The organism is Pseudomonas capsici (assembly GCF_017165765.1).
In the GTDB taxonomy this organism is placed as follows: Bacteria; Pseudomonadota; Gammaproteobacteria; order Pseudomonadales; family Pseudomonadaceae; genus Aquipseudomonas; species Aquipseudomonas capsici.
Genome location: NZ_JAFGZD010000014.1, coordinates 75,152 through 93,128, shown reverse-complemented (window position 1 = coordinate 93,128; position 17,977 = coordinate 75,152). Strand labels below are relative to the sequence as shown.

Annotated in this window: 22 protein-coding genes; 14 read left to right on the top strand and 8 right to left on the bottom strand. The window is 56.7% G+C overall.

Translation table 11 applies throughout. From position 1 onward, the window contains the following. Positions 1–36: 36 nt before the first annotated feature. Together JSY17_RS17875 and hemH are read left to right on the top strand one after the other, a co-directional pair. A complete protein-coding gene (locus tag JSY17_RS17875) occupies positions 37–939 on the top strand; it encodes a TIGR01777 family oxidoreductase (protein ID WP_117186893.1) in 903 nt (300 codons plus the stop codon). A 22-nt stretch (positions 940–961) separates the two neighbouring features. Then, complete coding sequence (gene hemH, locus JSY17_RS17870) at positions 962–1,987, top strand: ferrochelatase (RefSeq protein WP_117166963.1); 1,026 nt, start codon at positions 962–964, stop codon at positions 1,985–1,987. Between the two features lie 60 nt (positions 1,988–2,047). On the opposite strand, the gene JSY17_RS17865 is transcribed toward hemH, so the two are convergent. Further along, complete coding sequence (locus JSY17_RS17865) at positions 2,048–3,313, bottom strand: uracil-xanthine permease family protein (RefSeq protein WP_122372607.1); 1,266 nt, start codon at positions 3,311–3,313, stop codon at positions 2,048–2,050. Positions 3,314–3,317: 4 nt separating this feature from the next. Then, complete coding sequence (gene upp / locus JSY17_RS17860) at positions 3,318–3,956, bottom strand: uracil phosphoribosyltransferase (protein WP_025258622.1); 639 nt, start codon at positions 3,954–3,956, stop codon at positions 3,318–3,320. A 209-nt stretch (positions 3,957–4,165) separates the two neighbouring features. On the opposite strand from upp, the gene JSY17_RS17855 reads away from it, so the two are divergent. The 3 genes from JSY17_RS17855 (at position 4,166) to JSY17_RS17845 (ending at position 5,653) form a co-directional block, all read left to right on the top strand. After that, the gene (locus tag JSY17_RS17855) at positions 4,166–4,723 is read left to right on the top strand and encodes a hypoxanthine-guanine phosphoribosyltransferase (RefSeq protein ID WP_117167032.1); all 558 of its coding nucleotides are present in this window, start codon (positions 4,166–4,168) and stop codon (positions 4,721–4,723) included. Between the two features lie 84 nt (positions 4,724–4,807). Continuing rightward, positions 4,808–5,299: a hypothetical protein gene (locus tag JSY17_RS17850; protein ID WP_206402575.1), complete on the top strand. Its 492-nt coding sequence runs from the start codon at positions 4,808–4,810 to the stop codon at positions 5,297–5,299. 66 nt (positions 5,300–5,365) lie between these two features. Further along, positions 5,366–5,653 (top strand): PA4642 family protein, encoded by a 288-nt coding sequence (locus JSY17_RS17845; protein WP_117182281.1) that lies wholly within the window; start codon positions 5,366–5,368, stop codon positions 5,651–5,653. 152 nt (positions 5,654–5,805) lie between these two features. On the opposite strand, the gene JSY17_RS17840 is transcribed toward JSY17_RS17845, so the two are convergent. Both JSY17_RS17840 and JSY17_RS17835 read right to left on the bottom strand, forming a co-directional pair. Continuing rightward, on the bottom strand, positions 5,806–6,636 hold the full coding sequence (locus JSY17_RS17840) for an amino acid ABC transporter permease (protein WP_117166967.1): 831 nt from the start codon (positions 6,634–6,636) through the stop codon (positions 5,806–5,808). Beyond that, positions 6,633–7,454, bottom strand: coding sequence for an ABC transporter substrate-binding protein (locus JSY17_RS17835; RefSeq protein WP_206402574.1), 822 nt, complete (start codon positions 7,452–7,454; stop codon positions 6,633–6,635). Before JSY17_RS17835 ends, JSY17_RS17840 begins: the two co-directional genes overlap by 4 nt. A gap of 110 nt (positions 7,455–7,564) precedes the next feature. Here JSY17_RS17835 and JSY17_RS17830 point away from each other — a divergent pair, with 110 nt between their 5' ends. Then, positions 7,565–8,461: a homocysteine S-methyltransferase family protein gene (locus tag JSY17_RS17830; RefSeq protein WP_206402573.1), complete on the top strand. Its 897-nt coding sequence runs from the start codon at positions 7,565–7,567 to the stop codon at positions 8,459–8,461. A gap of 72 nt (positions 8,462–8,533) precedes the next feature. On the opposite strand, the gene mqo is transcribed toward JSY17_RS17830, so the two are convergent. Continuing rightward, positions 8,534–10,045, bottom strand: a complete 1,512-nt coding sequence (mqo, locus tag JSY17_RS17825) for a malate dehydrogenase (quinone) (protein ID WP_122372603.1) — start codon at positions 10,043–10,045, stop codon at positions 8,534–8,536. Between the two features lie 963 nt (positions 10,046–11,008). Between mqo and JSY17_RS17820 the strand changes: the two genes are divergently transcribed. The 5 genes from JSY17_RS17820 to JSY17_RS17800 all read left to right on the top strand — a co-directional run bounded on the left by JSY17_RS17820 (position 11,009) and on the right by JSY17_RS17800 (position 14,506). After that, positions 11,009–12,163: a polymorphic toxin type 44 domain-containing protein gene (locus JSY17_RS17820; RefSeq protein WP_206402571.1), complete on the top strand. Its 1,155-nt coding sequence runs from the start codon at positions 11,009–11,011 to the stop codon at positions 12,161–12,163. Continuing rightward, positions 12,153–12,563 (top strand): hypothetical protein, encoded by a 411-nt coding sequence (locus tag JSY17_RS17815; RefSeq protein ID WP_206402569.1) that lies wholly within the window; start codon positions 12,153–12,155, stop codon positions 12,561–12,563. Before JSY17_RS17820 ends, JSY17_RS17815 begins: the two co-directional genes overlap by 11 nt. A 69-nt stretch (positions 12,564–12,632) precedes the next feature. Continuing rightward, on the top strand, positions 12,633–13,049 hold the full coding sequence (locus JSY17_RS17810; protein WP_117182289.1) for a hypothetical protein: 417 nt from the start codon (positions 12,633–12,635) through the stop codon (positions 13,047–13,049). 396 nt (positions 13,050–13,445) lie between these two features. Beyond that, entirely contained in the window at positions 13,446–14,120 is a 675-nt protein-coding gene (locus JSY17_RS17805; protein ID WP_117186897.1) for a hypothetical protein, read from the top strand. Beyond that, entirely contained in the window at positions 14,114–14,506 is a 393-nt protein-coding gene (locus JSY17_RS17800) for a hypothetical protein (protein ID WP_117182293.1), read from the top strand. Before JSY17_RS17805 ends, JSY17_RS17800 begins: the two co-directional genes overlap by 7 nt. Before the next feature lie 355 nt (positions 14,507–14,861). On the opposite strand, the gene JSY17_RS17795 is transcribed toward JSY17_RS17800, so the two are convergent. Beyond that, positions 14,862–15,095, bottom strand: a complete 234-nt coding sequence (locus JSY17_RS17795) for a hypothetical protein (RefSeq protein WP_117166972.1) — start codon at positions 15,093–15,095, stop codon at positions 14,862–14,864. Positions 15,096–15,257: 162 nt separating this feature from the next. On the opposite strand from JSY17_RS17795, the gene JSY17_RS17790 reads away from it, so the two are divergent. Next, complete coding sequence (locus JSY17_RS17790; RefSeq protein WP_117182297.1) at positions 15,258–15,842, top strand: YajG family lipoprotein; 585 nt, start codon at positions 15,258–15,260, stop codon at positions 15,840–15,842. Between the two features lie 69 nt (positions 15,843–15,911). Here JSY17_RS17790 and JSY17_RS17785 read toward each other — a convergent pair whose 3' ends face one another. Continuing rightward, positions 15,912–16,118 carry a hypothetical protein gene (locus JSY17_RS17785; protein ID WP_200999341.1) on the bottom strand — a complete coding sequence of 69 codons (207 nt, stop codon included), beginning with the start codon at positions 16,116–16,118 and terminating at the stop codon, positions 15,912–15,914. A 124-nt stretch (positions 16,119–16,242) separates the two neighbouring features. Further along, positions 16,243–17,409, bottom strand: a complete 1,167-nt coding sequence (locus tag JSY17_RS17780; RefSeq protein WP_117182299.1) for a 1-acyl-sn-glycerol-3-phosphate acyltransferase — start codon at positions 17,407–17,409, stop codon at positions 16,243–16,245. Positions 17,410–17,511: 102 nt separating this feature from the next. Between JSY17_RS17780 and JSY17_RS17775 the strand changes: the two genes are divergently transcribed. Together JSY17_RS17775 and JSY17_RS17770 are read left to right on the top strand one after the other, a co-directional pair. Further along, positions 17,512–17,694 (top strand): CPXCG motif-containing cysteine-rich protein, encoded by a 183-nt coding sequence (locus JSY17_RS17775; RefSeq protein ID WP_117182301.1) that lies wholly within the window; start codon positions 17,512–17,514, stop codon positions 17,692–17,694. Next, a complete protein-coding gene (locus tag JSY17_RS17770) occupies positions 17,694–17,954 on the top strand; it encodes a putative signal transducing protein (protein ID WP_117167034.1) in 261 nt (86 codons plus the stop codon). Before JSY17_RS17775 ends, JSY17_RS17770 begins: the two co-directional genes overlap by 1 nt. Positions 17,955–17,977 lie beyond the last annotated feature (23 nt).

Below are 17,977 nucleotides of genomic sequence, written 5' to 3'. Positions count from 1 at the left end.
CTCAATTGCCACGAACGCCACGCGAGGTAACCTGCCATGCACATATTGCTGACCGGCGGTACAGGTTTGATCGGACGAGCGCTCTGCCGACTCTGGTCTGCGCAAGGTCATCAATTGACGGTCTGGAGTCGTCGGCCTGCTGAAGTGGCTGAACTCTGTGGCCCGTCGGTGCGTGGCATCGCCCGTCTGGAAGAACTGAACGAGCACTCCATCGATGCCGTCATCAACCTCGCGGGTGCCCCGATAGCCGACCGACCCTGGACGCGCAAGCGCCGGTTACTGCTGTGGAGCAGCCGTATCGGCCTGACCGAGCAGCTGCTGGCCTGGCTGGAGGGGCGGCAGCAAAAGCCCGAAGTGCTGATTTCCGGTTCTGCGGTCGGCTGGTATGGCGATTCGGCTGAGCACGAACTTGATGAAAGCTCACGACCGATCAAGGAAGACTTTGCCAGCCAGCTTTGCAGCGCATGGGAGGAAACCGCTCAGCGTGCCGAAGCCTTGGGCATTCGTGTGGTGCTGATACGTACCGGTCTTGTGGTGTCGAATCAGGGCGGTTTTGTGCAGCGCTTATTGTTGCCTTTCAAACTGGGGCTGGGTGGCCCGATCGGCAATGGTCGGCAATGGATGCCCTGGATTCATATCGACGATCAAATCGCGGCGATTGATTTTCTGTTGAACCGTCGCGATGCCCGAGGTCCTTATAATCTCTGCGCGCCCTCGCCGGTGCGTAATCGTGAGTTTGCCAGGACGCTGGCGGGTGTCCTGCGTCGGCCCGCCTTCATGCCTTTGCCGGGGCTGGTATTGCGTGTGGCGCTGGGTGAGTTGTCCGTGTTGCTGCTGGGTGGCCAGCGTGCCAGACCGGCACGTTTGCTGGAAGCAGGTTTTACCTTCCGATTTACTGATCTGCGCGCTGCCCTGAGTGAATTTTCGGGCCGCCACTGAAGCCATTGAAATAGGATGTTGCATGACCGATCACGCGCTGTTGCTGGTCAATCTGGGTTCGCCTGCTTCCACGGCAGTGCCGGACGTCCGCCGGTATCTCAATCAGTTTCTGATGGACCCTTACGTCATCGATTTGCCGTGGCCGGTTCGCAGGCTGCTGGTCTCGCTGATCCTGATCAAGCGTCCCGAACAGTCGGCGCATGCCTATGCGTCCATCTGGTGGGATGAAGGCTCGCCGCTGGTGGTGCTGAGCAAGCGCTTGCAGGAAGCCATGAAGAAGGAGTGGACGCAGGGGCCGGTTGAACTTGCGATGCGTTATGGCGAGCCCTCCATCGAAACGGTGCTGACGCGTCTGGCAGGGCAGGGCATCAGAAAGGTGACGCTTGCTCCGCTTTATCCACAGTTCGCCGACAGCACCGTGACCACGGTGATAGAGGAGGCCAGGCGTGTGGTGCGGGCCAAAGCGCTGACTATGGAGTTTTCGCTGCTCAAACCTTTCTACGATCAGGACGAGTACCTCGATGCCCTGGTGGAAAACGTTCGCCCGCATTTGCAACAGCCTCACGATCACCTGCTGTTGAGTTTTCATGGCCTGCCGGAAAGGCACCTGACCAAGCTCGACCCGACCGGCAATCACTGTTTCAAGAATGAAAACTGCTGCATGACCGCACCGCCGGAGGTTGTCGCCACCTGCTATCGCGCGCAATGCATACGCTCGGCAGCAGCCTTTGCCCAGCGCATGGGCATTCCTGACGGCAAATGGTCGGTGTCGTTCCAGTCGCGTCTTGGGCGTGCCAAGTGGATCGAACCCTATACGGAAGCGCGTCTTGATGAACTGGCAGCCCAGGGCGTGAAGAAGCTGCTGGTGATGTGCCCGGCCTTCGTGGCCGACTGCATCGAGACGCTGGAAGAGATCGGGGATCGTGGAGCGGAGCAGTTCAAGGAGGCGGGCGGCGAGGAACTGGTGCTGGTGCCTTGCCTGAATGACGACCCGAACTGGGCCAGGGCCTTGAACCGGTTGTGTGAAAAAGCCCAGCCGATGCAGTGAGCCCGTGTGGCAGCGAATTCATTCGCGAAAGTATCGCGAATGAATCCGCCTACCGGCGTTTTATGGCAGTTGCTTGTTCTTCCAGCTGTCATTGCCCGGCAGGATCAGGTTCAGGGCGATGGCGGTAATGGCGCACAGGGCGATGCCCTTGAGGCCGAAGTCATCGGGGCCGTTGCCGGTGCCGATCAGCACGCCGCCGATACCGAACACCAGGGTCACCGAAACAATCACCAGGTTACGGGCTTCGGCCAGATCGACCTTGTGCCGAATCAGGGTGTTCATCCCCACCGCAGCAATCGAGCCGAACAGCAGGCACAGAATCCCGCCCATGACCGGTACGGGAATGCTCTGCAGCAGCGCACCGAACTTGCCGATAAAGGCCAGGACAATGGCGAAGACCGAAGCCCAGGTCATGATGGCCGGGTTGTAGTTCTTGGTCAGCATTACCGCGCCCGTTACTTCGGCGTAGGTGGTGTTGGGCGGGCCACCGAACAGGCCGGCTGCGGTGGTCGCGATACCGTCACCGAACAGGGTGCGATGCAGGCCCGGTTTTTTCAGGTAGTCGCGCCCGGTCACGCTGCCGACTGCGATCACGCCACCGATATGCTCGATGGCCGGAGCCAGTGCCACCGGGACAATGAACAGGATGGCCTGCCAGTTGAACTCCGGTGCCGTGAAGTGCGGCAGGGCCAGCCAGGGTGCTGCGGCAATTTTCGCGGTGTCTACCACGCCAAAGTAGAACGACAGCGCAAAGCCCACCAGCACGCCGGAAATGATCGGCACCAGCCGGAAAATGCCTTTGCCGAACACGGCCACGATCAGGGTGGTCAGCAGGGCTGGCATCGAGATCATCATGGCGGTCTTGTAAGGTATCAGCTCGGCACCGTCACCTGACTTGCCCATCGCCATGTTGGCGGCAATCGGCGCCATGGCCAGACCGATGGAGATGACCACCGGACCGATAACCACCGGCGGCAGCAGGCGGTCGATAAAGCCTGTGCCCTTGATCTTCACGGCCAGGCCCAGGAAGGTGTAGACGAAGCCCGCTGCCATCACGCCGCCCATGGTCGCGGCCAGGCCGAACTGGCCCTTGGCGAGAATGATCGGTGTAATGAAGGCAAAGCTCGATGCCAGGAAGACCGGCACCTGACGACCCGTAACCATCTGGAACAGCAGCGTGCCCAGCCCCGCAGTGAACAGCGCCACGTTGGGATCCAGGCCGGTAATGAGCGGCATCAGCACCAGGGCACCAAAGGCCACGAACAGCATTTGCGCGCCGGAAAGTACCGTGCGCCACAGTGGATCGTTGAATTCGGACTGCTTCATCGAATTACGCGTCCTTTTGCTTGGTGCCGAAAATCTTGTCACCGGCATCACCCAGACCCGGGATGATGTAGCCATGCTCGTTCAGGTGCTGATCGATGGAGGCGGTGTAGATGATCACGTCCGGGTGGGATTTCTCCACGGCAGCGATACCTTCTGGAGCGGCCACCAGCACCATGGCGCGGATTTCCTTGCAGCCGGCTTTCTTGAGCAGGTCGATGGTTGCGATCATCGAGCCGCCGGTGGCCAGCATCGGGTCGATGATCATCGCCAGACGCTCGTCGATTTCCGGGACCAGTTTTTCCAGGTAGGTGTGGGCTTCCAGGGTTTCTTCGTTGCGGGCCAGGCCCACGGCACTGACCTTGGCACCCGGAATCAGGCTCAGCACGCCGTCGAGCATGCCGATGCCGGCGCGCAGGATCGGCACGACGGTGATTTTCTTGCCTGCGATCTTCTCGACCTGTACGGTTCCGCACCAGCCTTCGATGTCGTAGCTTTCCAGCGGCAGGTCCGAGGTGGCTTCATAAGTAAGCAGTGCGCCGACTTCCTGTGCCAGCTCACGGAAATTCTTGGTGCTGATGTCAGCGCGGCGCATCAGACCGAGCTTGTGGCGGATCAGCGGATGACGGATTTCACGAATGGGCATAAGAAAAGGCTCCAGCAGGGGGCAAAAAAACGGCCTAGATTAATCTATTCAGCTGTCACTGTCTTAAGGCGCATGCAGTATCGTCAAACAAGGGTATAAATCCTTGCCTTTGAGCACCACTCGCAACGTTAGTCCATAATCGCTTGCCCTGAATGAACGGGATGCGTACCTTTGCCCGCTTTTCTCAAACTGCCCATCTGGAGAGCTTCATGTCCGCTGATCTCGAGCATATCCGTCAAATCATGCGCGAGGCCGATTGCCTCTACACCGAGGCTGAAGTCGATGCTGCCATCGCTCGCGTCGGAGCGCAGATCAACGCTGAACTGGCCGACCGCAATCCTGTCGTTTTCTGTGTGATGAATGGCGGCCTGATCTTCTCGGGCAAACTGCTGACCCATCTGAAATTCCCGCTGGAAGCGTCTTACCTGCACGCGACCCGCTATCGCAACGAAACCACCGGCGGCGACCTGTTCTGGAAGGCCAAGCCGGAAGTCTCGTTCATCGACCGTGACGTGCTGATCATCGACGACATTCTCGACGAAGGTCATACCCTGGGCGCCATCATCGACTTCTGTCGCCATGCCGGCGCTCGTGCGGTGCACACGGCGGTATTGATCGACAAGGACCACGACCGCAAGGCCCGTCCTGACCTCAAGGCCGATTTCGTTGGCCTGCCATGCGTGGACCGTTATATCTTCGGTTACGGCATGGACTATAAGGGTTACTGGCGTAATGCTGCCGGGATCTATGCGGTCAAGGGCATGTAATTGATCGTCGCGCCGGGAATGCCTCCAGGGGCATTCCTGCGCTGTGGCACAGGAATGATTGCGGGTTTCTCAGGGAAGTTCCGAATGAAATTATCGATTTCCGGCGTCATTGCGTTGATGGCGTTCAGCGGTCTGGTATCGCTTGCACCGGCTTACGCTGAGCCCATGCATGGCCAGTACCTGCCTCCCGACGATCTGAACCTGCGCGCCGGTGCGCCCGAACAGCAGCAGTTGTTGCAGATAACCGAATATTCGGTGGTGATTGGCAACCAGCGCCAGTCCAGCCAGCAGCCGATCCCCATTACCTCGCCGACGCTGCTGCGCCTCAAGGGCAAGCCGCTGAACAAGGGCGCGACCATTTCCAAAGTGATCATTCACTTCGACGCCGAAAGCAAGAGCCTGAAAAAGCCGACCTACGATGAGCCGTCCCGGACCCTGACGCTCTATTACCCGGTCAACCAGTACCGGGCCGTGGTGGACCTGTTGCGCAATGAAAAGGTGTATTGCCAGTTTCTTGTCTATGCCAACGGCCATGTCTGGGCCGACCTGCATACTGCGGTGCTACGCACGCGTTGAGCAGCGCGCACGCACAAGGGTAAACTGCCCGCCCGTGAAAGTGTATGCGACCAGCTGGAGCCCGCAATGCGTAAAGATAAGAAGCAGGTGATTGGGGACGAGATCGGCGACGAGCAGATCAGACTGTTCCTCGACTTCGAGCCGTACGATGCCACCTCGCCGTCGCTGCACAAACTGATCAAGGCCTACCGTGGTCTGCGGATCGATGACTTCGAACGTTTCCTGGTGTTCTTCAAGGAAGCCGGTTACGACCTGGATGGCAAGGATGAGCAAGGCAACGATTTCGTCGCCCTGATCAAGGATCAGCGCAATGCCGAGGATTACATCGAGTTGATCGAGAAGGCCCGCGCCTGACATGAGTTCGCTGTAGGGGGCAGTTCAGACTGTGGAGGCAGCTTGCTGGCGACTTCACCGTTGTCGCCAGCAAGCTGCCTCCCACATGCAACACTTAATGCAGACAGAGCCAATTCATTCGCGAAAAACAATGCCGCCTTCGCGAATAAATCCTACTTTCTGGCCTGATAAGCCTTCCCGTAGTGGCGTTCCAGCCGCGCCTGCAACAATTCCAGCCCGATGGACATGATCCAGTAAAGCACTGCCGCCGTGGTCAGCATCTCGATATAGCGATAGCTGGAGCGGCCATAGGACTGGGCCAGGAACATCACTTCCCAGACCCCCATCACCGAAATCAGCGAAGAATCCTTGAGCATCGAGATGAACTGGTTGGTGGTGGGCGGGATGATGGTGCGCATGGCCTGGGGCAGGGTGACGCGCCAGAAGATCTGTGCGGGACGCAAGGCCAGTGCCAGTGCCGCTTCACGCTGACCGGCTGCGACGCCGATGATGCCTGCCCGGAATATCTCGCTCAGGTAGGCACCGTAGTTCAGGGACAGGGCGATGATGCCGGCCAGGATTGCACCGGGCACGACGCCTATCTGAGGCAGGCCCAGATAAATCAGCATGATCTGGATCAGCAGCGGCGTGCCGCGGAAGAACGAGGCATAGAAGCTCGCAATACCAAAGGCCACCGCACTGCTGGACAGCCGCGCCAGAGCCACGACAAAACCCAGCAGCACCGATACGACAATCGAGCACAGGCACACGAACAGGGTCAGCGCCGCGCCCTGCAGAAAGCCGTTGGGCGACAGGCTCAGGCCGACCAGATTCGGCAGTTTGTCGAGAATGATCGAAAACTTCAGGTCGAAGCTCAGAAAGAATCCGGCAAACAGGACAAACATCGCCGCCCAGGTCAGATAGAGCCTTGTACGGAAACCGAAGACACGCTTGAGCAGGCTCTGTGCCTGCTCGGGTGGACGTTGAGGCTGGAAGGAAGTCATTTGCTGATATCAGCGCCGATCCACTTCTGCGACAGCTTGCTCAGAGTGCCGTCCTGCTTGAGTTCGGCAAAGATCTGACGAATTCTGGCATCCCATTCGGCATCGCCTTTTTCGATGGCGACGAAGTTGGGTTCTTCATACAGCGAGGCGCCAGCGAGCTTGAAGCGCTTGTCCTGATCCAGGCGCGGCTGGGCCGTGACCAGGTTGGTGAGGATGGCATCCAGGCGTACACCGGCACCCAGGCCCAGATCCTGGAACGCAACGTTGTCGTTGTCATAAGGAGCAATCTGAACGTTCTCGAACGGGTATTCCAGAGGCTTGTCTTCAGCGCCTTCGATCACCAGGTTCTTGTTCAGATAGCTTTCGTAGCTGGAAGCGCTGGTCAGGCCGACCTTCTTGTTGCTCAGGTCCTTGGCCGAATGGATACGATCATCTTTGGCGTTGACCACGATCACCGCAGGCGAAGCGTAGTATTCGACGGGGAAATCGAAGACTTCAGCGCGGGATTTGCTTGGGGTCATGGAGCAGACACAGATGTCGTAGCGACCGCTCCAGCGGCCGGCGGCGATCACGTCCCATGAAGGCGTTTCAAGACGCAGCTTCACACCCAGTTTGTCTGCGACCGCTTTGGCGACGTCGACATCGAAGCCGTCCAGCTGGTTTTTATCATTCAGGAAAGAGAAGGGCGGGTAACTTTCCATCAGGACGTTTACCAGTTCCTGGTTCTTCTGTACGCGGTCCAGTGTGGCACCGGCGAAGGTCTGAGTCGATGCAGCCAGAGTGACCAGGCCAATGCCCAGCAGAGCGCTAAGTTTCAAAGCTATCCCCTGAAAAAATGATTGTAGTTTGGATAAGGCGCTGTATTAAATACGTTATACCAAGCTCATTCCTAATGAGTTTTTTTCATAAAGATATAAGTAGATGGCATATGACTCAGCGCTCGACTGTAATTCTTGACGGCGGCATGGGCCGCGAGCTTCAGCGCCGAGGCGCTCCTTTCCGCCAACCCGAATGGTCGGCCCTTGCCCTGAGCGAGGCCCCCGAAGCGGTGCGTGCCGTGCATACCGCCTATATCGACAGCGGCGCTCAGGTAATCACCAGCAACAGCTACGCGGTCGTGCCTTTCCATATTGGCGAGGAGCGTTTCGCTCGCGAAGGTCAGGCTCTGGCCGATCTGGCCGGGCGACTGGCGCGCGAGTCGGCGGATGCCTCGGGCGGACGTGCCCAGGTAGCCGGTTCCCTGCCGCCATTGTTCGGTTCCTATCGCCCGGACCTCTACAAACCGGAGCTGGCGGCTGAAGTCCTGAAACCATTGGTGGCCGGTCTGGCTCCACATGTGGACTTGTGGCTGGCCGAGACTCAAAGCTGCATCATCGAGGCCCGGACCATCCGTGCCGGCCTGCCTGCCGATGGCAAACCCTTCTGGCTGTCGTTCACGCTCCAGGACGAAGACGTTGACGAAGTTGCACGCCTGCGTTCCGGCGAACCGGTTGCCGATGCGGCCCGTGCCGCTGCCGAACTGGGTGCTGCTGCGCTGCTGTTCAACTGCAGTCAGCCTGAAGTGATCGGTGCCGCTATCGACGCTGCTCGCGAAGTGTTCGAGTCATTGAATGTCGAGATCGCCATCGGCGCTTATGCCAATGCCTTCCCGCCGCAACCCAAGGATGCCAAGGCCAACGATGGTCTGGATGAATTGCGCGCAGACCTTGATCCTCAAGGTTATCAGCAGTGGGCGGCGGACTGGGTCAAGCGTGGAGCCACGCATATCGGCGGTTGCTGTGGCATTGGCCCGGAACACATTGCAGTCCTGGCCAAGAGCCTTTAAAGACGAGTCGTTGTTCTGAAAAGAAAAAACCCGTGGCTGCAAGGCTCACGGGTTTTTTTATACCTCAGGCAATCAGGCGATGCTGCTTTGTTCCTGGCTTGTCTGTTCGACCAGCTCCAGGCTCTCGTCGCTCTGGCGGCTGACGCGCTGGTACAACTGCGCATCGCTTTCCAGGGCTTTTTCCCGAGCCGGGAATATTTCGTTGAGCTTGGTTGCCCACTCGTTGCGAGCCTTGTCCGGGAAGCAGCGCTCGATCAGTTCCAGCATGATCGAAACCGTCACCGATGCGCCCGGAGAAGCGCCGAGCAATGCCGCCAGAGAGCCGTCCCGTGCAGATACCAGTTCGGTACCGAACTGCAGAATGCCGCCTTTCTTGGCGTCTTTCTTGATGATCTGCACTCGCTGACCGGCGACTTCCAGACGCCAGTCTTCGGCCTTGGCCTGCGGGTAGAAGCGACGCAGGGACTCCAGGCGTTGCTCCATCGACTGCATCACTTCGCTGACCAGGTACTTGGTCAGGTCCATGTTGTCGCGAGCGACGGCCAGCATCGGCTTGATGTTGGCCAGGCGTACCGACAGCGGCAGGTCAAGGAACGAACCGTGCTTGAGGAACTTGGTGGTGAAGCCGGCGTATGGTCCGAACAGCAGGGATTTCTTGCCATCGACCACGCGGGTATCCAGGTGCGGAACCGACATGGGCGGCGAGCCCACGGCGGCCTGGCTGTAGACCTTGGCCTGATGCTGTCTGACCACTTCCGGATTGTCGCAACGCAGCCACTGGCCACTGACCGGGAAACCACCGAAGCCCTTGCTCTCTTCGATGCCCGACATCTGCAGCAGCGGCAGGGCCGCGCCACCGGCACCGAGGAATACGAATTTTGCGTCGATCTGGCGAGTGCTGCCGCTGTTCACGTCCTTGATGGTGACGGTCCAGCCGTTGCCGTTACGGGTCAGGTCGGTGACGCGCTTGCAGTATTTGACCTGGGCGTCGGGAGCGTTGCCCAGGTGGGTAAGCAACTGGTTGGTCAGCGCGCCGAAGTTGACGTCCGTACCGTTCATTACCCGAGTGGCGGCGATAGGTTCGTCGGCCGGACGGCCAGGCATCATCAGTGGCATCCACTCGGCCAGCTTGGCCTTGTCCTCGGTGTACTCCATCGAAGAGAAGGCGTGATGCTTGTGCATCGCTTCAAAACGGGTCTTGAGGAAGGAAATTCCGCTCTCGCCCTGAACGAAGCTCAGGTGTGGAACCGGGTTGATAAAGGATTTCGATGAGCCGAAGGTGCCTTTGCGAGCCAGATAGGCCCAGAACTGCTTCGATACCTCGAACTGGGCGTTGATGTGCACCGCTTTCTTGATATCGATGGAGCCATCGGCCGCGGGCGGCGTGTAGTTCAGCTCACAGAGGCCGGCATGACCGGTCCCCGCGTTGTTCCAGGGGTTGGAACTCTCCGCAGCGCCGGAATCCATGAGCTCAACGACTTCCAGCTTGAGGCCGGGGTCGAGCTCCTTGAGCAGTACGGCCAGGGTGGCACTCATGATGCCCGCTCCGACCAATACTACGTCGACTGCTTCGTTATGCGCCATTAACGCGTCTCCAAAATCTGCAGCACCAAATTGACGGCATACGTTCCTGAGGCTAGATGCCAGGGGGACGGGGCAAGGATAAAGGTTGGGCCCCATGTGTCCTGGCCAGGATCGCCTGTCCGATTCTTCGCAATTTTTCGCATCTAAAGCGCAGGTCCCGGTCAGGCTGAACAAGAGTCTTCATCAAGGATGCATGAACTCATTTTTCAACCCGTTCGGCCATTCGACCATCGTCAAGGCATCGCATGCCCGGACGACAGGCCTCAGGCTCCGGTGATGGAGGCGCAGTCGCGGTCAGTCCTGTTCAAAGGGGCCGATTCAGACGCTGATGGTGCATTTACAAACGCGTACCTATTCATTTTGCTCGCCACACTCTTGTGAAGTAGTGAAACCCGTTTTTTCACGCTCTTTTGGAAACGTGAACCAAACCTCAAAAAGGGCTGCGATGGCAGCTCTGGCAGATCAGGTGCATACAGAGTGAGGCGTTGTCGGAGGCAAAAGGTTCGATATCAATCGAGCGATTGCGCACCGTTCATCGAGCACGACTGTGTGCAAATGACCTGTGTGGGCGGCTCTCTGTGGGCATTACGGAGGAGCTAACACGAGGATTAGCGATGCTGCGAGGCCCGATCAGGAGACGTCCTTATAATCGGGGGGAGATTATGAGCGGTGGGGCTGGAAGCCGCAACATATAACCATGTGCAGGGCGATGTCCAGCACTTTGTCACACCTTTGAGACAGCCTTGTGACAGCCCGAAAGGCCCTCATCCAGGGGGGCACGATAAAGGCCCACGCAGGTGCGGTAAGGCTTACGTGAGAGCGTAAGAGGCGGTCGCTCAGAATTTTCTGTCAGGCTCTCAAGGGTTTTCCTACAGGCCAATACTTAAGTTTTCGGTAGTCTCCCGAGCGTCAGAATGAGACTGGCTTTATGGCGATGGACGATACACACAAGGATGATGTTCTATGCTTGCTTCCGCTCGACTGGGTGATAAACACGTATGCCCACTGCCCGGTCATGGTATTACCCCTATTACCAGTGCGTCGGCTGATGTGAATATCAGCTTTGCTGGTGCTGCCCGTGTTGGGGACGTCTGCGGGTGTGGTGCTGTCATCACTACGGGGTTCCCTTCTATTCTGGTTAACTACCGTCCCATGGCTCATTTAGGGAGCCCTACCAGTCACGGGGGGACAATCATCACCGGGTCTATTGATACCTTTGGCGGCTTTGTCATGGGGGCGGCTCCCGATGCCGCAATCATTGATTTTGCAGTGCTGGGAGTATTCCGCCCGGATGGCTCTATAGACGACGAGAAGATGGCAACCTTGTTGGCCGATCCGAGATTGGTTGAGAAGGCAACCGCTGCCAATGCTTTGGTTAATTCAGGTGACAACCTGACGGATCCTGACAAAGGCTCTGCCTCAGAAACTGAATCAGTCGTTTGCACACACCCGGATATGATGGAAGCGCTGGCGGGCTATATTGCCGACGAAATGAACCGCAATATCCGACATCCCTCGGTCTTGAGGATGAAAGAGTTGCTCAGTTATGACGTTGTTGAGGAGACCCGCAAGAAAATGGCTTTACCTTGGTACTTACAAGTAGGTACGACCCATCCACAAGCTATAGGGGGCTCAAATCTGGCAGCTGCCATGGCTATATGGACTGAGCGAGTGGGTCAAAATCGTCCGTGGGACCATAAACCGAAGATCCACAGCAAGTTTGGTGGGTATCGCCACAAACAAGGTAAGTATGACTATTTTTATGATATTTGGTCGAACATACACTACGGCTATGTAGGTATGGCAGGGGGACTCACTGAAAGCCTCCTTCTGGATGGCGCGGGGCTTGAACAGATTGTTTCGGACAAATTACGACAATGGGAAGAGATGCTTTTTGTTCCAAAGGACCAGCGAAAGCTCAAAGGGCCTCAGGCTACAGAAGGGGTGGAAGGGTTAAGAGCATGGGATGACGCACCTGATCGTATTTCAGTCAGTATTGGTTTACAGCTTTACAGCGCAAATTCCAATGGAAGCATTACAGCAAAAATGATCATGGAAAAAGTACTTGCGATAACACCAACTGAATGGGGCGATGGCATCCGTGTTCATGAATGCTAAAAATATTAAATCGAGGTATATTGTTGGCGTGCTCGCAATTCTTCCGTTACTGTTCTGGTATGTTGCTACACCAGTGGTGCGTGTCCATTACTCCGAGAAGGGAACAGACGAGCTTCGGCTGATCTGGAGCACACAACATAGTATTCATAAGGAAGGAATGCTTCCGGGGCAAGCTACATTCGATACTGGGCATATTTTTCCTAATAATGATTTTTTCATGATTTTTGATTGGGGGAGCAAAAAAGGCTTTCGGAGGTGTATAGACATTACGCCAAAATGGGGGGGGGCTATAGATATCTATCTTGATGAAAGCGGCAAGATAGACACTGCTCAAACTTCCCCTGAAGTTATTGCTCGTTTGAAACAATGCAAGGGTGAACGTGACCCTTTCCGCCCCTAAACCTGACGGCATTAGGCTGTCAGGGAGTTGAGGGGCGTGCGTGAGGCGATACCCGAGGGGGCCAACCACATGTCTGTAAGTGAGAAAAAGCTCTACTTGGGACGATGGGTTACAGGCTTCGTTTGTGTCCTGATTGCAGGCTGGTATTTAGCTCTGCCAAGAGTCGTTATTTACTACTCAAACGACGGCTCAAAAGGGCTCCATTACGTATTCAATACCCAACATTCAATCTTTCGACGGGACTTGATGCCCGGTGAGGCAGCCGGTGACGCCGGTCATATTTTCCCTGATGAGGATTTCTTTATGATGTTCGATTGGTGGGCCGATAACACGCCACCTCGATGCATCAACATCACACCAAAACGGTGGGGTACGTTGGATATTTACCTTGATGAAAGCGGCAAGATAGACACCGCTCAAACTTCTCCTGAAGTTATTGCTCGTTTGAAACAATGCGAGGGTGAACGTGACCCTTTCCGCCCCTAATGCTCTGTCAGAATATCACAAGGTCACTCGACACAGCCACCAAGTAGAACGCAGACGACATCTCCAAAAAGATCACCTTGGCTAACTCCAGGAGTGACAGATATTGACGGGCTCCGTGCATGGGACGTAAGCGTCTGCTGAAGTTACCTTGCATAAGCTGGACGCTCATCACAAAGGGATTTGCCTGTCTGTAGTTTTACCATCGCTTCGAGAGTCCAACTTGGTTCGACGCATTGAGTCATGCATTGGCGTCAGCGATGGCGTTGCTCGTACCACATGTTTTCCACGCATTGTTCAATAGTGCATATGTGCTATTGATAGTCATCATTAAATAAAATACTGTTTTTTAATTGGACTTACGAAATTAAGTGGCCTAACTCCTTCAGGTTTTAATTAATGATTGCGAACATACTAAAAACTGTAGCGACCGTCGCGGTGTCTGTTTATCTATCCGCATGCGCAGGTGTACCGCCAAAACCCTCGAGTGATGCTGCGCCCTACGCCCCTACGCAGTGCGGAGGGGTTAAAACCGATACCGTCGCGTTTCTGACCAAGGCTTGCGACAGTCAACTGCAATCCGGCGCCCAGCCTCTGGCCTGTGGTTCTTTGCGCGAAGAGATTGCTAAGGTGATTACTCAGGCGCAGCAGGAACCCGCTCGCATAATGGCCGCACAGAGTGGCAATGGTTGCCGCGAAACCGTGATGGAGCAGATCAGCGGCGATATGGACAAAGCCATGCAAACGTTGAGCAGGTACCAGGCTGCGCAACTTGATGAACTTATTCCAAAACAGTGCGCTCGTGTTGACTTCAGAAAGCTCGATGCACTCGGAAAACAGTGCGAAGAGCAACTGGCCGAGCCAGGTAAAATGAGTACGAAGACCGAGTGCGCAAACCTGTCGAAAGAACTGGAATTGATGCGTCCCGTACTTGACAAGGCAGACGTACAAAACAAGCGGGATCCAGACGCGTGCAGTAACTCCGTCAAGATGATAAACGGCCACGTCGGTAAGGCATTGAGGCCTGCAATGGAGTACAACGCCCGCAAATTTGATGAGAACCCGACATGGTGATTGATGTGCTCAAACCTTTATTGCTCGCGAGCATAACGTTAATCAGTGCCTGTGCCTCTGTTCCTGAGCTGATGGCTCGATCAGCTTGGGAGGGCCGTAATGTCAGTGAAGCGTACAAGACGTGGGGCGGGCCACAACAGATCAATCAGAATTCAGACGGCGTATTTACCCTCATATGGTTTAAATCACACTACAAAACCGATACGGTCTACAAAGGCAGCAGTGAGAACGTAAGTGGTGGTGTTCGAAACATCACCAATTATTACGCCGACGAAACGAGAAATGTGGAGTGCAAGATCACGCTCTATGTCGCTCCAGATCAAACCATCCTTAAAGCCGATTCCGAAGGTGGTTGTGGCCCACATATGGAGCCACCCCCCAAGTGAATCGTCGCCGCCCTTGTTTCGCTAGCGTCCGGCCATCAGGCCTTGTGTAGTTCAGGCCGATGGGCTTTCTGAGAGCGTCTTGCTGGACCATCCCTGGCTGTAGATCGGTCAGTCGTTTAAAGAAATAGGGTGAGGCAGTTCCGGGTTTGGCTGCGCGGTTGCATACGCAGCCAATAGTAAAGTGCCATGGTTTAGCGAGGATAGTTTGTAACAGCTTTGTGCCCGGCTTGGCACAGATGGTCATGAGCTGAAACCCTTGAATTCATTGGGGGCCAGCCTCGCCGACTTAAACGGGGGAGGGGCGATGAAACGACAGGAATTGATCGGGTTTTGTGTGACTTTTATCAGGTATTCGTCAGGCCGTGATCAACTGACGAGGTGTTGAATGTACGCTGTGCTGCGCAACCCTTGCGCTGCAGGGCAATGGCTGGTTCAGCCAGCTGGCACGTTGTTCGTTGACTTCGATCCAGTCACTGCTCAGTGGACGCTCGGTGCAATGCTTGAGTGCGCGGCAAATACCGCTCTTGTCCACAAGGGCGTAGTGGCGCAATGGGCGACGCAGATTGAACAAGGATTGGAAAAGACTCATGACCTGTCTCCTGTCGAGTTGATGGGGGCTATCCTGCCTTTGCGGCGTTACACCCCGATTACATTCCTGTGGCTGAACCATTGCGATTGTTCAGCGGTCCCATTTTTCGCCGGCATCGCTATACTGCGGCACATTTAGTGTCTGGCCTCTGGAGAGATGAGCATGTTGCGTCGCCTTTTGTTCGGTTTGCTTGCTGTAAGCAGTTTGACGCTGGTCGGGTGTGCCCACAGCCCGCAGCAACTGAGTCCTCAGCCCAAACTCAACGCGCAGTTCGCGCCGGTGGGGCAGGGGCAGCAGGTTGTCGTGCGTGTCGTGGATGGTCGTTCCAGCCCTACACTGGGAACCCGCGGCGGCCTGTACCCTGAAACCAGCTCAATCAGCGTCAATGGTGCCGATCTGCTGCCAAAGCTGCAGGCACAGGCTGAAGCTGCCGTCCGCCTGCTGGGCTTCACTCCGGTTTCCGGTGGCGGTAATGGCGCGCAGCTGACCCTGACCCTGGCCGACCTGAAATATCAGTCGCCCAAGGAAGGTCTGTACGTGACCGAGGCCACCATCAGTTCCACATTCCGTGCAGACGTGCGCAACAATGGCCGCAATTACGGCGGCCGTTATTCCGCCTCGCTGGATCAGCGTTTCGGTATGGCCCCCAATCAGGAAACCAACACCAAGCTGGTGAGCGACGTGCTGAGCGATGCGCTGACCCGGGTGTTCCAGGACCCGACTATTGGCAGCACCCTGGCGCAATAAACCTTGCTCCAATGAAAAGCCCGGCCCTTTTTGCAAGGGGCCGGGCTTTTTTGTATCGGATGACCGGGTTCAGGCGGCTTGCTGATAGAGATTCAGAAAGCTCAGGCCTGTTTCCAGATCCATGTCCGGAAGATCGTGATGCTGATGCCCGCCCAGGGCGCAGTAGACCAGCCAGTGGCGGTCCTGGACGTTGAAAGCCAGTGCGTCGATCAGCTCTTGTTGTTCATCACTCTGGGCGATGAGGTACAGGCGATCCTGGTTGTTTGCGTGCAGCATGAACAGCTCCAAAAAAGGTCGGTCATTCCTTGAGGAGCCATACAGTGCACGAGCTGTGTGACGTTCAGGTGACACACCATGGAAAACGGCGCTTTGAGAGCGCCGGTTTCTGTGAGGCGTCGTATCAGAGAGGCAGACCGGCCTTGACCCGATACTGATTGCGTACCGGCGTCGCATATTGCTGTATCAGATAAGGACGATGTTCGACAGGAGCCTCGGCCAGCCTGCTTTCCCATTCATCCCTGGCACGCGCCAGTTCATCGGCCGGGAACACGTCTGCAGCCAGCGGCACATCGAGTTCCGGGTCGGCATCGGCCCATTGTGCATAAGCCAGGTAATGCACGGGGAACAGCCGGTAACCGCCGAGAATCTGCCGGTCCATTTCGGCAGCCAGCAGTTTGGTGTCCTCGAACGAGTCGGTGATCGGTGGTGCGAAGTTCACATGCACACGGCCTTTATAGCCCGTGATACCCAGCGCAATGCTGACATCGTCCTCGCCCGGCGTTTTGGTATAGCTGCCGGTGGTGGCGCGGATGTACAACTCCCGCGCCTTGGCGTGGTCACAAGGATCGTATTCGTAGCTGATCGATACCGGAATGAGGTTCAGCGAGCGGATCACTTCGCTGAAAGGCTCGTCCTTGCGGCTCATGTGGAACATCTTGAGGATGGCCGACTCGGTACGGTCATCACCGTCCTTGGCGCGACCTTCGGCCTGGGCGATCCAGATCGACTGGCCATCGTGGGTGATCGAATGATTGATGTACGCCGAAAGCAGTTGATAAGCCGCCATCTTCTCGCGCCGCCCGATAATCGAGCGATGCACGATGAAGCTCTTGTTCAGGCGCATCAGGTCGCTGACGAAAGGCTTTTGCAGCAGGTTGTCGCCAATCGCAATGCGCGGCGTGGGAAGCCCTGCGTGATAAACGGCGTAGTTGACGAAGGCCGGGTCCATCACGATATCGCGGTGGTTGGCCAGGAACAGATAAGCCGTGCCGGACTTGAGCAATTCCACGCCGGTGTAGGTCACACCGTCAGTAGCCCGCTCGATGGTGTGGTCGACGTAGTACTCGACCTTGTCCTGCAGGGTCGCGACCGAGTCGATCCCGGCGAATTCACGGCGCAGCTTGCGAGCGAGGGTCGGTTGCAGGAACCACCCGAACGCCCCCGCCAGACGCGGAAAGCGGAATTTGGTCAGGATCGCGAGAAATGCTTTATCGCTCAGCAGACGTGCCAGTACGGCCGGGACTTCTGCATCGTTGTAAGGTCGGATGGCATCGAATTCGCCCATCATGCTCTCTTGTTGGAAACGGATAGGGTAAAAAGAAGGCAGGTTGATCTGGCAGCCTTCAAAAGAATGGGGCAATTATACGCATAACTGACACCGGAGGCCGCGATGCAGGAATTACAGAGTTATGACTGTCCCTACTGTGGGGAGCCTGTTGAAGCCGTTCTGGACCTGTCCGGCGGCGATCAGCAGTACATCGAGGACTGCCCGGTCTGTTGTCGGCCGATCATATTCGACCTGAGGACCGACGGTGAAGACTGGAGTCTGGACGTTCGCAGTGAGAACGAATGATGCAGAGAATCTACGAGCCTGAAAACCTGATGGAAGGCGAGTTGCTGCAAGGCATGCTTGCCAGTGAAGGGGTCGAAGCGCATCTGGTCGGGCGCGACTTGCTCGGCGGTATGGGCGATCTGCCGGGGCTCGGTCTGCTGGGTATCTCGGTGGATGATGATCAGGTCGAGCGCGCACGGGCGTTGATCACTGCGTACAATGCTGCCCTGCCGTTGTCCGGTGACGAGCCGGACAGCTTCCCCGATGTGCTGGTGTGTTGAACGCCTTCAAATAGAGTTGCCTT